This is a genomic window from Micromonospora sp. NPDC049662, from assembly GCF_040675055.1.
GTDB lineage: Bacteria > Actinomycetota > Actinomycetes > Mycobacteriales > Micromonosporaceae > Micromonospora.
The window spans coordinates 1-15,691 of record NZ_JBFAOC010000076.1 but is presented as its reverse complement, the minus strand read 5'-3'; the positions used below and the strand labels follow the sequence as shown (position 1 = coordinate 15,691).

The window sequence follows — 15,691 nt, the reverse complement described above, 5'->3', positions numbered from 1 at the left end:
CGCAGCGCGGTGTCCCCCTCTCGTTCGGGTTCTACTCCGCTGGCGTCACCAGTGACCGCAGTGCCACCGGATCGGTGCGGGGCACCTGCACCAGGCGGACGGTGCCGTCGCCCAGGTGCAGCAACGCCCGACCCAGGCGTCCCCCGCCGAGCTGGCCCCGGCTCAGCTTGGCGCCGATCAGTTCGCCGTCACCGAGGCCCTGTGGGCTGAGCAGCGCGCCCTGCCGGTTGCGCCGGGCGTCGACGTGCCAGCCGCCGAAGCCGCCGGACAGGCCGTCGATGGTGCCCGCCATGACCAACCCGAGCCCCCGTTCCGCGCCGGTTCGGGCGATCTCCCCGAGGTCGCTGCCCGCGTCGCACTTGAGCAGCAGCTCGGCGTCGTCGAGCACGACCACGGCCGGTCCGCTTTTGCGCTCCAGCGCGGCCGTCAAGATGGCGGAGGTGAGGTTCTCGCTCGCGACGAGGTCGAGCACGCCCGGGAGGTCGGCCAGCTCGCGCAGCGGCGATCTGCGGGGCGCCGCCACGACCACCTCGGTCCCCCTGCGCAGCAGGGTGGCGACCATCGTCAGCAGCGCGGTGCTCCGTCCCGAACGAGGTGGACCCGCCAGGACCAGGGTCGGGACGACCGTCAGGTCCGGCCCGATCGCGGTGAGCTCGTCGCCGCCCACACCCACCATCGTCCACAGCGGCCCGTCGGGTCGGTGGAGCGTCTCGGTGTCCGCGAGGGTCAGTTCGTCGGGCAGCACGTCGATCCGGAACGGACGGTCGCCGGACGCGACGTCCGCGTCCCGCCGCCGGGCCGTCTCGGCGATGTCGGCGAGTACGCGCGCCTGCCCCTGACCCGAGGTGTCCTCGCCGAGCAGGGCGATCTGCGCCTCGGCGCCGTCGGACGCCCGGATCGCGCGACCCGCCTCGATCTCGTCCGGCAGTTGCCGATGGTTGATGCCGACCATGCTGTAGTCGCCGCGTTCGGTCAACCGCAACACCAGCTTGTCGTCGGTGGTGGACGAGATCCGGCTGGAGAACATCGCCCGGTCACCCGCGAGCACCACGTGGATGCCCGCCCCGGCACCCTCGCGCAGCAGGGTCAGCAGAGCGGCCATGATCGTGCCGTTGTCGTAGTCGGCGAAGGTCTTGTCGAAGACCTCGAACCGGTCCAGGAGCACCAGGATGTGTGGCGGTCGCTCACCCGGGGCGGCACCCGTCCGGTACTCCACCATGCTCGCCGAGCCCCGGGTGGCGAGCAGCTGCTGCCGCCGGCCCAGTTCGGCGACGAGACGGGCGAACAACCGGCCGAGCCGCTCCGCCTCGGTGCGCTGCACCACCGCCCCGCAGTGCGGCAGGCCGTTGAGGGCCAGCAACGCCCCGTTGCCGCAGTCGACGCCGTAGAGGTGGACGTCCGCCGTGGACTGGACGCGGGCGACCGCCCCGGCGATCGTCCGGAGCGTCTGCGATCGGCCGCTGCGCGAGGAGCCGATGACGTGCAGGTGCCCGAGCGTGGAGAGGTCCAGTGCCAGCGGCACCTGGTCCTGCTGGGCCGGAAGGTCCACCAGCCCGTAGGCGACCGCCGGGAGGTGGTAGTCGCTGGCGCGGGCCGGGGGCAACGCGTCGACGGTCAGCGAGGTGGGCAGCGCCGCCAACCAGGGGCTGTGCTGGGCCGGGATGCCGAGCCGTTCGCTCGCGTCCCGGATCGCCGTCACGAGCACCGCGAGGTCGGTCAGCTCGGCCGACGGCGCCGCCTCGCCGGAGCGGCGACGTGGCGCGGGGCGACCGAGGTCGGGAAAGGACAGTGGCGCCAACCAGGGGGCCGGGCGGTCGGTGCTGCGCGCGCCGGGGCGGAACCCGCCGACCCGGCCGGCCTGGAACGGCACCAGCGACGACTGGGCGAGACGGACGAAGGCGCGACCGGGCGTCGACTTCGAGATGGCGGCCGCGTCCGGGGCGTTCAGCACGTCCTGGCTCTCGCTGCTGTCGGTGACCCGCAGGGCGATGCGCAGGTTGGTGTTGGCCCGGATCTCGGGGGAGACCACGCCGCCCGGTCGCTGGGTCGCCAGCACCAGGTGGATGCCGAGCGATCGGCCGCGCTGGGCGATGTTGACCAGACCGGTCACGAAGTCGGGCAGGTCACGCACCATCGACGCGAACTCGTCGATCACGATGAGCAGGCGCGGCATCGGGACGCGGGACGGCTCGCGGCGCAGCAGCTCCACGTAGTCGTCGATGTCCTTCGCCCCGGCCTCGGCGAGGATGTGTTCGCGTCGGCGCAGCTCCGCCGAGAGCGACGTCAGCGCCCGGCCCACCAGGTGGGTGTCCAGGTCGGTCACCATGCCGACGGTGTGCGGCAGGAGGACGCAGTCCTTGAACGCGCTGCCGCCCTTGTAGTCGACGAGCACGAACGTCATCGCGTCCGGACGGTTGGCCACGGCGAGCGAGGCGACGAGGGTCTGCAGCAGCTCCGACTTGCCGGAGCCGGTGGTGCCGGCCACCAGGCCGTGCGGTCCGTCCCGTTTCAGGTCGAGCGCGAACGGCCCGTCGAGCGACACCCCGAGCACCGCCTCGGTGGTCCGACCACCCGAGGTCCACCGGGCCGTCACCGCATCCGGCTCCGGCGGCTCCATTCCGAGTACGTCGAGCAGCCGACTCGACCCGGGCAGGGCGCTCTCCTCGTCGGCGCCACCGATGTCCCGCAGCGGCGCCAGCGCCCGCGCCGTCCGGTACAGCCACTCCGGCGACACGACGTCCGGGTGGACGTCGCCGATCGGGGCGGCGAGGGTCTGCGTCACCAGCAGCGACCCGTCCTCCTGCTGGGCGACGACCGCCTGGCACTCCTCGGGCAGCAGCCGCTCCTCGGCGTCGAGGCAGATGGCGTACACCCCGACCGCCGGTCCTTCGCGCAGGATCTGGGTGACGCCGGGCAGGGACCGGAGTTTGCGGGCGCCGTCGAGCACCACGAGGATGTCCCGGAACGCTCCGCTGCCCCGCTCGCCGGAGCGGGACGAGATGATGGCCACCAGCTCGCCGACCCGGCGGGCCAACGTCTGGGTGTCGGTGCCGACCGTGGCGAGGGTGTCCTGACCGTCGCGGGGCCGCAGGTGCGGCAGCCACCCCGCCCAGGCCCAGCCGCTCTCGTCGGCGGTGCCGCAGAGCAGGTAGATCTGCAGGTCCTCCGGGCTGTGCAGGGCACTGGCCTGGGCCATCATCCACCGGGCCGTCGTACGCGCGACGGCGTCGCCGGCCACCCCCACGACACCGTGCTTGCGTACCGGCACGGTCGCCGGTACGTCGAGGGCGCTCCACCGGACCTCACGCCGGTTCTCGTCCTGGCTCAGGTCGCGGAGCACCACGTCCGACGGCAGGTCCGCGCTGCCGACCCGCAGCTCCAGGAAGTCAGGATCGGTGCGGCGTCGCTCCCACAGCCGACGCTGCGGGCCGGTGGCGATCAGCCCCATCGACGCGGGATCGGGAAAGTCGTCCCGGCGGACCGACCGTTCGGCGGCCAGCGCCTCCTCGGCCTCGCCGCTGATGCGGGCCCGCTTCTTCTCGTACTCGGTGAGCCGGGAGCGGTAGGTGGCCCGGCCCTGACGCCGCGCGCCGATCTGGCCGGCGATCAGCACCAGCGGCGACAGGATGGCGAAGAGCAACGTGAGCGGGTTGCGGGTGACGACGAACGCGGCACCGGAGAGCACGACCGGCGCCAGCACGGTGATCAGCGTGAGCGGCCGTCGCTCCGGAGGCGCCGGCGGCCCGGGAAGCGTGAACTGGGTGGTCCGCGCCGCGGGCAGTAGGCGGGGCGGACGGTTGTAGTCGAGGCCCGTACGGTCCTCCGAGATCTGGAGCGCCGCCTCGTCCCGCAGGGGGCGGCGAAGCTCCAGCAGGGAGGAGCCCGCGGCGAGTTGCGCTCCGGGCTTCCAGATCCGCTCCTGCTCGTCGACCTCCACCCGGTCGAGCAACAGGCCGGGCTCCATCGGACGGAGCCAGCACTCCCCGTCCTCGGTCACCCGCAGCCGGGCGAGCACGGGAGCGAGCGGGTCGTCGTGTACGCGGACGTGGTTGTCGTCGGCGGCGCCGACGGCGTGCTCGCCGATGGCGAGCGGGTACAGGTTGCCGGCGCCGAGACCGCTGACCACCCGGATCTCCAGCGGACCGGCCGCCGGTGGCGGTGACACGGACGTCGGACGATCCAGCTCGACGACGCTGCCCTGCCACAGCGGGGCGTCGGCGAGCGTCAGCCCGGGGTCGAGGGGAGCGCCGGCGACGAAGATCGTCGGTGCTCGGGTGCCGGGTTCCGGACGGCGCCCCGCCAGCACCTCGGCGAGCTCCGCGACGGTGGAGTCGAGGGCGGCCTCGACCTGGTAGTCGGTTGCGGGGGTGGACTGATCCGTGACGGTGAGCAGCAGGCGCACGGGTATCTCCTGGTCGGGCGATCCGTCGGGAACACGGTTGGGGCCGCGTGGTGATCGCTCACCACGCGGCCCCGACCGTTTGTCGCGTCAGCGGCTGAGGCTGGCGGCGGTCTGCGTGTCGGTCTCCGAGAAGGCGTCGCTGACCTGCGTGAGGTACTGGCTGATGCCCTCCATGCCGTGCAGGGTCTGGTCGACGCTGCCCTTGTACTCCTCGAAGTACGGACCGAACTGCTGCTGCGCGCCCGGGGTGTTGTAGCCACCCTGGATCAGCGTGTCGATCTTGCTCTTGGCCTGGGTCATCCCGTCCAGCAGAGTCTGCATGTTCTGCTGCAGCCAGCTCGCGGACTCCTGGATGTCCTCGCTGACGATGTGGTACGTGGCCATGTCGCCCTCCCGTATTCCTGTGGTTCTGCGGATCGGCGAGCGGTCCCCTCGTGGACCGTCTTGCGCCGATGCCGCCACCCACACGGATGCTCGCGCCATCCGGTTCAGGGCAAGTTCGAATCCGTCCGGGCTGTCCGTCGCGGTACGGCGATGAACCGATTCGGTACGGCGTCCGTGTGGGTGCCGGACCTGTGCACGAGCCCGGTCCACACCGAATACGAGGTGGAGCGAACATGGTGCAGAGAGCGCGGATCGCGATCGCGGTGATCGGCCTGGCGGCGCTGACCGCGTGCGGGGAGGCCACGGGGGCGGGCGGCACCGCGAGCGCGCCGACCCAGGGGGCGTCCGTGGCCGCGTCGGTCACCGCGACCGCGGACCCGGGCCCGCAGGTCATCGAGGTCAGCCCGGTGCCGCCGCCGACCGTGGCGAAGACGCAGCGCCGCGTCCAGATCTTCAGCGGGCGGTCCGACGTTCCCGTCTCCGGTAGCCCGGACCGCGGTCAGGGCAGCAACGTGGTGGCGTTGCGGGCCATGGAGCAGCCTGACATCGGCACGTACGTCGCGGACGGCCAGGGCAGGACGCTCTACCGGTTCGACAAGGACTCGGCGAAGCCACCGAAGGCGACCTGCGCGGGTGACTGCGCCAGGACCTGGCCCCCGTTGCTCATCTCGTCACCCGGCCGGATCTATCCCGACGGCGTCGACCCCCAACTCGTCGGGTACGTCGAGCGCGCCGACGGCACCTGCCAGGTGACCGTCGGCGGCTGGCCGGTCTACCTGTTCGCCAAGGACACCGCGCCCGGCGAGATCCGGGGCCAGGGAGTCGGCGGCACCTGGTTCGCGGTCGCCCCGACCGGCGCGAAGACGAAGCCGCTACCGGAGGTCGTCACCGTGCCCACCCCCACCGCCCGCTGAGATCGTGGAGTCGACGATGAGCCCGGACGGCGCGTCCGACAGCCCGGCGGTCACCGGCGCGGGGGCAGCCCTGCGGGCACCCCGCTGGAAGCCGGCTCCTGGGCCGCAGTGGGGGCCGGCGGCGACCGTGCCGACGGCGAGACGCTGGCGGCCCGCTCCGAAACTCGTGGTGGCCGTCGCGGTTCCGGTCGTCCTCCTGGTCGTCGCGGGGACGGTCGTGGCCGTGACCCGGCCCGACCTCCCGCGACAGAAGGTCCTCGACACGGCCGCCCTGCAACGCCAGGTGCTGACCGTGCTCCGGGCCGACTACGGGCTGAACGCGGACACCGTCGCCTGCCCGGTCGACCAGCCGGTCATCGAGGGCCACCGGTTCACCTGCACCGCCGAGGTGGACGGGGCTACCGTCACGACCTGGGTGACGGTCCGGTCCACGGGCCAGTTGGAGGTCGCGCGCCCGAAGTAGCCGGCCAGGGCGGGCGGGTTCGCTGCCGGGCCGGCCGGGTCGGTAAGAGTTCGTCACGAGGCTGGTAACTGGCCGACCGTAGCGTCGGGGCCGGGCCGATCGCCGGTTGCCGGACGTGCCGGTGGCGGGCCCGCTCGTAGACCAGCTCGTTAAGGACCAGGCACCAGCGATGACAACGGCTCCCCACACCTGTGCGGCGTCCGCCCGGACTCCCGCGCTTGACGAGTTGATGGCCGAGAACTTCGGGCCGCTGCTCACCTTCGTCGAGAGGCTCGTGGTGGACCACCACCTCGCCGAGGACATCGTGCAGGAGACGTTCATCCACGCCTGGCAGAAGGGCGCCCGCCTCCGCCCCATCGAGGTCCCGATCGGCGACTGGTTGATGACGGTGGCGCGTGACCTGGCCGTCGCGTCGCTGCGGGAGGTCGCCGTCGGGCGGGAGAGGATCGAGCCGGAGGTCGACGCTGCCCAACCGGACCACGCGGACGCCGCCGTCGCCGCGGCCGAGGCGGTCTCGATGCTGCGCCGGCTGTCCGTCGAGCACCGCGCGGTGCTGCTGCACACCTACCTGGCGGGACGGACCACCCACCAGACGGCCCGTGCGCTGGGCGTCCCGGTCCGGACCGTCCGTTCCCGGCATCAGGACGCGCTCCACACCCTGCGGACGAGCCGCCCGGCGGCCTGACCGGGCCGGTTCGCCCGCCAGCTCAGGCGGGGGAGCGCAACCGCGAACCGGAGGCGTCAACGATCCGTTTCGCGCCGTGCACGGTGACCCCGGTCAGCCGGATGCCCCCCAACGTCTCGGGGATGTGCGGATCGGTGGCGAGGACGCCGTCGCGGACGTCGAGCCCGAGCATCGTCCGCAGGAAGAGCAGGGGCGCCCCGCTGGCCCACGCCTGGGGGTTGCAGGCGGTGGGGTAGGGCACGGGTCGTCGGCCCAGTGACCGGTCGTACCCGGAGAACGCCTCGGGCAGGCGGTAGTCGAAGTGGGCCGCCGCTTCGAGCAACGCCATCGCGATGCGGTTGGCCTCGTGCCGGTGGCCGTACCGGGCGAGCCCGGCGGCGATGATCGAATTGTCGTGCGGCCACACGGTCCCGAGGTGGTAGCCGATCGGGTTGTACCCCACGTCCGTGGTCGACAGCGTCCGTACGCCCCAGCCGGAGAACATCTCGTCGGACATCAGCTGCCGCGCCACCAGGGCCGCCCGCTCGGGCGGAACGATCCCACTCCACAGCAGGTGGCCCATGTTCGAGGTCATCGAGTCGATGGGGCGTTTCTCCGCGTCCAGGCCGATCGCGTAGTAGCCACCGCGCTGTGGCAGCCAGTAGTCACGGTTGAACCGCTCCCGCAGATCGGCGGCCTCGGTCCGCAGCCGTCGCGCCAACGGGGCGTCGGCCCACGGCCCGTCGGCGAGTTCCGCGGCGCGTACCTTCGCGTCGTAGGTGTAGCCCTGGATCTCGCAGGTGGCGACCGGCAGGTCGGGGAGCCTGCTGTCGGCGAACTGCACGCCGTCCGGCGAGTCGCGCCAACACTGGTTGCGCATGCCGTTCGGAGAGCGCGTGCCGTACTCGACGTACCCGTCACCGTCGCGGTCCCCGAACTCGTCGATCCACCGCAGCGCCGCGTCGGCGTTGGGCCGCAACTGCCGCACCAACGCGTCGTCGCCGGTCCACCGCCAGTACTCGGAGAGCAGGATCAGCCAGAGCTGGGTGGTGTCGGCAGCGCCGAAGCAGGGGCCGTAGGGCTCGATGCCGAGCTGCGTCAGCTCACCGGAGCGGAACTCGTGCAGGATCTTGCCGGGGTCCTGGTCGCTGAAGTCGTCGACGACGGTGCCCTGGTGCGCGGCGAGAGCGACCAGCGCCCCGCGCGCGACGTCCGGACCGCAGGTGATGCTCTGGTACGCCGTGATCAGCGTGTCCCGGCCGAACAGAGTCAGGAACCAGGGCATGCCGGCGGCCAGCAGCACGACCTTCTGGCCGTTGATCTCCTTGACGATGCGCATCGACACCAGGTCGACGGCCGTCTTGTGGTAGACGTTGCGCAACAGCTCCGAATCCGCGCTGAGATCCGGTTTGTTGGTCGTCCACCGCGATGCCACGTCGTCGGGGTCGGTGGCGTGTGCCTCGCCGAAGACACGGCTGGTCGGCTGGAAGTCCGTACCCTGACAGTTCAGCAGCACGCGCACCTCGCACCCCCAGGTGTCGCCGCGCTCCAGGCGCACTTCCCAGGCCAGCGAGTCGCCCTCGACCCGGTCGGCCGGGGGACTGGCCTCGACGGTGGTGCCGGCCGACCAGCCCGAGTTCCGGTAGGAGAAGAGCAGGGCGGAGCCGTCCCGCCGGTGGTTCCGTCGGATATCGGCGAGCCGGCTCCGCCCCGCTCGCTTGATTTCGAAGAGGTCGGCGAAGTCCACGCCGACATCCAGCCGCAGGCGTACGGAGACCGGTTCGACGCCGAAGTACTGCAACTCGATCCGCTCGTACATGCCGTCCCCGACGAACCGCTCCCGGCGCAGCCCGATGCCGTTCGCCCGCAGGTTCGGTAGCTCCGGGTTGGCGAGGAAGAAGGCCGCGGAGTAGGCGTCGACGGTGCTGGCGCTGAGCACCAGCGGGGCGTGTCCGTCGAGCGTCATCTCCCAACGGCTGAGGTAACGGGTGTCGTCGTGCACCAGTCCCGCAATGGAATCGGCGGGCACGTCGCCGACAGCATTGGACAACATGAAGGTTCGGCCCTCGAATATGCCAACGGAATCGGAGCCGAGTTCCGGAGGCATGTCACGGTTGGCTCCGCCGTGAGGGCGTTCCTGCTGTTTCGTCGGCCGAGAATTCATGGCACCCGCACCTCCCCGTTGGCAGGGGCGGCCCCGCCGTACACGCTCGCAGTCTAGGAGCCGAAAGGGCAGTCTCGCGGCCGTATCGCCTGGAATCCACGGAGTCGGCGAAAAAGCGACGAACGGCGTCGGAGAGGCCCTGCCTCGTGTATTCCGCGCAGTGACATTTCTATTGTCGGGTGCCGTGCTCCACCGTTTCGTCCGGATCGCGTCTCGGTGACGGGTCGTCCTCGGCCGCGCACCCGTAGACTGGCAAGCTCGGTGGTGGCGGCGGGTACGGCGAAACAGGAGATTGAATTGTCGATTTCGACCGATGCCCGCCACGGAGAAGACGGACCCCGGCCGACCGACGGCAGCCTGCGTTTCGAGATCCTGGGTCCCCTGCGACTGTGGCGTGACGGTGTCGAGGTGGACGTCGGCCCCCGACAGCAGGGCCGCCTGCTGGCCCTGCTCCTCGCCCGCGCGGGGCGACCGGTCAGCGCGACCGACCTCATCGAACTGGTCTGGGGTGAGGACGCTCCGGCCAGCGCCACGAACGTCATCCACAAGTACGTCGGCGCGCTGCGGCGGCTGATGGAACCCTCGCTCCCGCTGCGCGCTTCCGGCACGTACCTGCGGCGGCACGGTAGTGGCTACCTCTTCGCGCCCGCGCCCGGCTCGCTGGACCTGTTCCGCTTCCGTGAGCTCGTCGGGGCCGCCCGCGCCAAGCTCACGGCCGGCGACCGTCACGCGGCGCTGGATCGGTACGCCCAGGCCCTGGGGCTGTGGCGCGGGCCCGCCGGTGACACGTACGCCCACGGCACCACCTCGATGTCGATCTTCGCGGCGCTCGATCAGGAATTCCTCGACGGGTGCGTGCCGGCGGCCGAACTCGCCATGTCACTGGACCGGCCGACGCGGTTGCTCCGGCCCCTCCGGCTGGCCGCCTCGATGGCGCCGTTCCACGAGCCGGTGCAGGCGAGTCTCATCGCCACGCTCGGGGCGAGCGGCCACCAGGCCGAGGCGCTGGGGCTCTTCCGGACCGTCCGCACCCGTCTCGTCGAGGAGCTGGGCATCGATCCGGGCGAGGCGCTCCAGGCCGCGCACCGGCGCGTCCTGGCGGGGACGGCGACCTCGGTGCCGAACGGCCAGACCGGCCCAGAGACGCGGCGGCGCGACCGCTCGTGGCCGGTGCCGCTGGTGCGTCCGGCGCAGCTCCCACCCGATCTCCCCGCCTTCGTCGGACGTACCGCCGAACTCGCGACTCTCGCCGGAATGTGCGAGTACACGGCCGACGCGCGCGGGACGGGTCCGCTGGTTGTCGCACTCGACGGAATGGGCGGCGTGGGCAAGTCCACGCTGGCCGCGCACTTCGCCCACCTGGTCGCCGGGGAGTTCACCGACGGCCAGCTCTACCTCGACCTGCGCGCGGAGCAGCCCGAGACCGACAGCCTCTCGGCCAGCGATGCGCTCGGATCCCTGCTGTCGTCGCAGGGTTTCCACATGTCCAGCGTCCCGGAGACGCTCGCCGCACGGGTCGGCATCTACCGGAGCCTCACCGCCGGCCGGAAGTTGCTCGTGTTCCTCGACAACGCGCTCGACGCCGCCCAGGTGCGCCCCTTGCTGCCCAACTCCCCGGAGTGTCTGGTTCTGGTGACCAGCCGCAGTCCGCTCGTCGATCTCGCCGTCCGCGACGGAGCCCACCTGCTGCATCTCGATCCTCCGGACATGCCGACCGCCCGAAGGCTGGTCCAGCGCCGGCTGAAGGACGCGCCGAACCGCTCCCCGGCGGGCAGCGCTGAGGTGTCCGACACCCTCGACGAGATCATCGAGATGTGTGGGCGCCTGCCCCTCGCGTTGGCGATCCTGGCCGGCCGGTTGAGCGCGCGTCCGCGACTCGCTCTGGAGGACGTCGCCGCGGAACTCCGGGACGGCGCGCGGCGACTCACCGCCTTCTCCGGCAACCACGGCGGATGCGATCCGCGTGCCGCCTTCGCCTGGTCGTACCGTCAGCTCAGCCCGGACGCGGCACGGCTCTTCCGGCTGTCCTCCGCGGCCATGGCGGCCGGCGTTTCGGCCGAGGCCTTCGCCAGCATGTCCCAGACCCCGCTGGAGCAGACGCGGGCCATGGTGCGCGAACTCGCCGAGGCGGCCCTGCTCGACGAGGACGACCGGGGCCGGTTCACCTCGCACGTCCTCGTCCGGGCGTACGCGCAGGAGCTGATCCTGGCGGCGGAGTCGGTCCGCGACCGGGAGGCGGCGATCGACCGACTTCTGCACCACTACCTGCACAGCAGCCACCAGGCCGCGCTGCGGCTGGTACCGACGAGCCCGGCGGCTGCCCCCACTCCGGCCCCGGCCGGCGTCATCGCCGAGCGACCCGGTTCGTACGAGGCCGCGATGCGGTGGTTCGACGATCACCGGGAGGTCCTGTTCGAGGCGGTTCGCCGTGCGGCGGAGGGCGACTTCGGTGTCCCACCCTGGCGGCTGGCTCTCACCATCTGGCCGTGGTTGCGGCTCACCGGGCGGTTCCACGACTGGCAGGACGTGATGCGGGTGGCTCTGCGGGCTGCCAACGGCAGCGGGGATGACCTGGGTGCGGCCCACGCTATGTGGAGTCTGGCCGATTCCTGCTTCCACTTCGCCAGCTACGACGAGGCACTCGACCTGCTCACCCGCGCCCGAGAGATCTTCACCGAGCGCGGCATGATCGCGGAGTTGGGCGGCGTCCACAGTGCCCTGCACCGGATCCACAGTCAGCTCGGCCGGCACGAGCGGGCACTCGCGGAGAACGAGCGAGCACTGTCCCTCTACCGGGCCGCCGGCTTCGAGCAGGGCGAGATCTGGGCGTGCGTGGCCCGGGGCCGGACATTGGTCCGACTCGGTGCTCCCGGCGAGGCCATGGGGTGCCTCGACGAGGCGCTGGCCCAGAGCGAGAAGGTCGGACCAGGGACGGACGAACCGGCGATCCGCATTCTGATCGCCGAGTGCCTGGCGTTGCTGGGGCACCAGAGCCACGCTCGGGACCAGCTCGAGCAGGGCCTCCGAGCGGCCGTCGAGGCGCACAGTCGGATCGACGTCTTCGAGGCGTCCGCCCAGCTCTGCGGGACCCTGCTGGATCTCGACGATGTGCCCGGCGCCTGTCAGGCCTGGCGGGGGGCCTGCGACGCCATGCACGCCATGCAGAACGGCGGGACCCGTCGCATGCGGGACACGGTCTGCGACCTGGGGGACAGGCTCCTCGAGGTCACCCCCTTCGCCTCGCGATCCGAGGACACGCAGCGGTGACGCGTGTTCCCGGGGATGGGCGTGCCGCTCTGCGGTCGACCGCCTGACCAGGGCTTTAATGGGTCGGACCGACCATGTCGGTCGATTGCGCGGCACTCGGTCGGTTGAGCGTGTTATCGATAACATGCTATGTTCCGGCGCGGGGAGTGAAGGGCACGCTCCCAGTCACTGCAGTCAGTCGGCGCAGGCATGCCGAGGGCCCGCCCTCCCGCCGCCGCACCGATCGGTGACCAGTCCGGGCCGCTCCGCCACTGCCAGGCGACCGCGCGGTCGTCGGACGCCCCCCCGGTCCGGCCGCATTCCCCGCATTCCATGCCCCGTCGCGGACAACCCGGCAGCGACGGTACGGCCCGTACACCACCCGTGTACGCCGCACCGGCCGCACGAGCACGTCGGCCCGCAACGGAAGGACGTCCTGTCACGGCACCTCGTCGGTCGGCCCTCGTCCCGCCCGCGCGGGCGAGCACCCCACCCGGCACGAACCGGCTCGAGGTGCATGTCGTACGCACGATCAACGGCAAGGAGTCGAGCAATGGTCAGACGGAGACAACTACTGACGTTCGTCGCGGCCGCGGCGGTTCTCGTCGTGGCTACCGGCGGCGCGTTGACCGCCGGGTTCCGCGGCGAGGCGGCGGCTGCCACGAACGGCACCCTGGCGGCGACCGCGGGCTGCGGTAAGGCGCCCACCCTCACCAACGGGACACGCACGATCACCAGCAGCGGCCAGAGCCGCACCTACATCCTCCAGATCCCGAGCGGTTACGACCGGAACCGCCAGTACCGCCTGGTCTTCGGTTTCCACTGGCTGAACGGATCGGCCAACAACGTCGCCTCGGCCGGCTACTACGGCCTCGCGCCGCTGTCGAACAACAGCACGATCTTCGTCGCGCCGCAGGGCATCAACGCCGGGTGGGCCAACACCAACGGGCGGGACCTGACCCTCTTCGACGACATCTCCAGGCAGGTCGAGAACGACCTCTGCGTCGACACGACGCAGCGTTTCGCCCTGGGCTGGAGCTACGGCGGGGCCATGAGTTACGCGGTGGCCTGTGCCCGACCCAACGTCATCCGCGCGGTCGCGGTGCTCTCCGGCGCGAACCTCAGCGGCTGTAGCGGCGGCACCCAGCCGGTTCCGTACTTCGGCATCCACGGCATCCACGACAGCGTGCTCAACATCTCGCAGGGTCGGGCTTTGCGCGACACGTTCGTGCGGAACAACGGCTGCACGGCACAGAGCCCACGCGAGCCCAGCCAGGGCAGCCTGACCCACATCACCACCACCTACTCCGGCTGCCGCTCGGGGTACCCGGTGCAGTGGGCCGCGTTCGACGGCGACCACACCCCGAGCCCGGTCGACGGGTCGGGCAGCCCCAACGACTCGCGGACCTGGACCTCGGGTGAGATCTGGCGGTTCTTCAGCCAGTTCCAGTCGACGACTCCGCCCACCACGCCGCCGCCGACCACGCCCCCGCCCACGACGCCGCCGCCGACCACCCCGCCGCCGACGACGCCGCCGCCGACCACCCCGCCGCCGACCGGTGAGCCGGGCACCTGCGCCGCCACCTATCGGGCGATCAACAGCTGGCCGGGCGGGTTCCAGGGCGAGTTCACCGTCACCAACGGGACGTCCGGCACGATCAACGGCTGGACGGTGCGCCTGACCCTGGCCAATGGCCAGGCCATCAGCAGCCTCTGGAGCGGTGTCAACACCGGGACCACCGGCAACGTCACCGTGCGCAACGCCGACTACAACGGCACGCTCGCGCCGAACGCCTCGACGACCTTCGGATTCACCGCCACCGGAGACGGCGCCACCCCGCCCGGCAACGTCACCTGCACCAGCCCCTGAGCACGGATGCCCGGGCCGGGAGTCACCGACTCCGGGCCTGGGCACCGGGGCGGGCGCGGCCGGCAGTCCGTCGATGAATCCTCGCGAGCACGGCTGCGGCAGCGGGGAAGACGCGGCGCTTTATGCGCGAATGTCGATGTTAGCGTCAGTCATTCTGGGTTGCCGAGTACGTCGGCCCGGGTTGTCGGGCGGTGGGTGGCCGGGCAGCAGGCGTGCGACCGGCGTCAATGGTCGGACCCGACGGGTCGGCCCTGCTTTACGCGGATGTTACGTCTTGACGAACAGCATGTTATCGCTCACAGTCGATGGTCAAGGACGACGTCGGGTGCGATGTACCGCCGGCCGACTTCGTCGACCGTCAATCCGACACTGTCCGCAGCACGCAGGGATCGTGTTAACGCGAACATTCCCGCCGTGTGCGCCCGGTCGCGTGTCGTGGTGCGCCTAGCTTCGGGGAGCCGTTCGGCTCCCTGTGATTGAGGAGGAACATGTCCGCCATTGATACGACCCCGGCGATAGCGCCGCCCTCGCGGCGGCGAGGGCGGTTGGTACGAGCGGCAGCCGCCAGCGTGGCGGCGGTGGTGGTCGCTGGCGCCGCCGCGATGGCGGTGTCGTCGCCCGCGGCTGCGGCGACCGTCGACACGAGCGCGTGGTACGTCCTGGTGAACCGCAACAGTGGCAAGGCGTTGGACGTCTACAACCTGGCCACGAACGACGGTGCGCGGATCACGCAGTGGACGCGTAACAACGGCAACCAGCAGCAGTGGCAGTTCGTGGACTCGGGTAGTGGTTACTACCGGGTCAAGTCGCGGTTGTCCGGCAAGGTGCTGGATGTTTCCGGCCGGTCGACGGCCAACGGCGGGGCGATCGTGCAGTGGTCGGACAACAACGGGACCAACCAGCAGTTCCGGCTGGCCGACTCGGACAGTGGGTACGTGCGGTTGATCAACCGCAACAGCAACAAGGTCATGGAGGTGCAGGGCGCCTCGACGGCCGACGGTGGCAACATCGTGCAGTACGACGACTGGAACGGCACCAACCAGCAGTGGCAGTTCGTCCGCGTCGACGGCGGGGGCAACCCCACCACGCCGCCGCCCACCACGCCGCCCCCGGGTGGCACCTGTGACCTGCCGTCGTCGTACCGGTGGTCGTCGACCGGGGCGTTGGCGCAGCCGAAGTCGGGCTGGGTGTCACTCAAGGACTTCACCGTCGCCCCCTACAACGGCCGGCAACTCGTCTACGCCACCACCCACGACTTCGGTTCGTCGTGGGGGTCGATGAACTTCGGTCTGTTCACCAACTGGTCGGAGATGGGCTCGGCCAGCCAGAACACCATGAACAGCGGCACCGTCGCGCCGACCCTGTTCTACTTCGCGCCCAAGAACATCTGGGTCCTGGCCTACCAGTGGGGCGGTGCCGCGTTCTCCTACCGCACCTCCACCGACCCCACCAACGCCAACGGCTGGTCCGCTGCCCAGACCCTGTTCAGCGGCAGCATCACCGGCTCCGGCACCGGCCCGATCGACCAGACCCTGATCGCCGACGACCAGAACATGTACCTCTTCTTCGCCGGCGACAACGGCA

General features: G+C 71.2%; 9 protein-coding genes. 6 read left to right on the top strand and 3 right to left on the bottom strand.

Annotation, left to right across the window (positions count from 1 at the left end; all coding sequences use genetic code 11):
- Nucleotides 1-31: 31 nt before the first annotated feature.
- Nucleotides 32-4,402 (bottom strand): FtsK/SpoIIIE domain-containing protein, encoded by a 4,371-nt coding sequence (locus AB0J36_RS31635; protein WP_363661500.1) that lies wholly within the window; start codon nt 4,400-4,402, stop codon nt 32-34.
- Nucleotides 4,403-4,489: 87 nt separating this feature from the next.
- The gene (locus AB0J36_RS31630) at nt 4,490-4,786 is read right to left on the bottom strand and encodes a WXG100 family type VII secretion target (protein WP_007457407.1); all 297 of its coding nucleotides are present in this window, start codon (nt 4,784-4,786) and stop codon (nt 4,490-4,492) included.
- Nucleotides 4,787-5,019: 233 nt separating this feature from the next.
- Between AB0J36_RS31630 and AB0J36_RS31625 the strand changes: the two genes are divergently transcribed.
- The 3 genes from AB0J36_RS31625 to AB0J36_RS31615 all read left to right on the top strand — a co-directional run bounded on the left by AB0J36_RS31625 (nt 5,020) and on the right by AB0J36_RS31615 (nt 6,848).
- The gene (locus AB0J36_RS31625) at nt 5,020-5,700 is read left to right on the top strand and encodes a hypothetical protein (RefSeq protein ID WP_357171476.1); all 681 of its coding nucleotides are present in this window, start codon (nt 5,020-5,022) and stop codon (nt 5,698-5,700) included.
- 16 nt (nt 5,701-5,716) lie between these two features.
- The gene (locus tag AB0J36_RS31620) at nt 5,717-6,163 is read left to right on the top strand and encodes a DUF4333 domain-containing protein (RefSeq protein ID WP_357171477.1); all 447 of its coding nucleotides are present in this window, start codon (nt 5,717-5,719) and stop codon (nt 6,161-6,163) included.
- A 169-nt stretch (nt 6,164-6,332) separates the two neighbouring features.
- Nucleotides 6,333-6,848: a sigma-70 family RNA polymerase sigma factor gene (locus AB0J36_RS31615; RefSeq protein ID WP_357120577.1), complete on the top strand. Its 516-nt coding sequence runs from the start codon at nt 6,333-6,335 to the stop codon at nt 6,846-6,848.
- A 22-nt stretch (nt 6,849-6,870) separates the two neighbouring features.
- Here the strand turns inward: AB0J36_RS31615 and AB0J36_RS31610 are convergent, their stop codons facing one another.
- Entirely contained in the window at nt 6,871-8,934 is a 2,064-nt protein-coding gene (locus tag AB0J36_RS31610) for a glycogen debranching N-terminal domain-containing protein (RefSeq protein WP_363661499.1), read from the bottom strand.
- A gap of 354 nt (nt 8,935-9,288) precedes the next feature.
- On the opposite strand from AB0J36_RS31610, the gene AB0J36_RS31605 reads away from it, so the two are divergent.
- The 3 genes from AB0J36_RS31605 to AB0J36_RS31595 form a co-directional block, all read left to right on the top strand.
- Nucleotides 9,289-12,258 carry a BTAD domain-containing putative transcriptional regulator gene (locus AB0J36_RS31605; protein WP_357171479.1) on the top strand — a complete coding sequence of 990 codons (2,970 nt, stop codon included), beginning with the start codon at nt 9,289-9,291 and terminating at the stop codon, nt 12,256-12,258.
- Between the two features lie 532 nt (nt 12,259-12,790).
- Nucleotides 12,791-14,107, top strand: a complete 1,317-nt coding sequence (locus AB0J36_RS31600; protein ID WP_357120568.1) for a cellulose binding domain-containing protein — start codon at nt 12,791-12,793, stop codon at nt 14,105-14,107.
- Between the two features lie 488 nt (nt 14,108-14,595).
- Nucleotides 14,596-15,691 (top strand): non-reducing end alpha-L-arabinofuranosidase family hydrolase (locus AB0J36_RS31595; RefSeq protein ID WP_363661498.1); only part of this gene is annotated, 1,096 nt, incomplete at its 3' end.

What these genes read in the sequence shown, in the direction of transcription:
- AB0J36_RS31630 (WP_007457407.1), bottom strand. Translation starts at nt 4,786, where the DNA reads ATGGCCACGTACCACATCGTCAGCGAGGACATCCAGGAGTCCGCGAGC.
- AB0J36_RS31625 (WP_357171476.1), top strand. Translation starts at nt 5,020, where the DNA reads ATGGTGCAGAGAGCGCGGATCGCGATCGCGGTGATCGGCCTGGCGGCG.
- AB0J36_RS31620 (WP_357171477.1), top strand. Translation starts at nt 5,717, where the DNA reads ATGAGCCCGGACGGCGCGTCCGACAGCCCGGCGGTCACCGGCGCGGGG.
- AB0J36_RS31615 (WP_357120577.1), top strand. Translation starts at nt 6,333, where the DNA reads ATGACAACGGCTCCCCACACCTGTGCGGCGTCCGCCCGGACTCCCGCG.
- AB0J36_RS31610 (WP_363661499.1), bottom strand. Translation starts at nt 8,934, where the DNA reads ATGCCTCCGGAACTCGGCTCCGATTCCGTTGGCATATTCGAGGGCCGA.
- AB0J36_RS31600 (WP_357120568.1), top strand. Translation starts at nt 12,791, where the DNA reads ATGGTCAGACGGAGACAACTACTGACGTTCGTCGCGGCCGCGGCGGTT.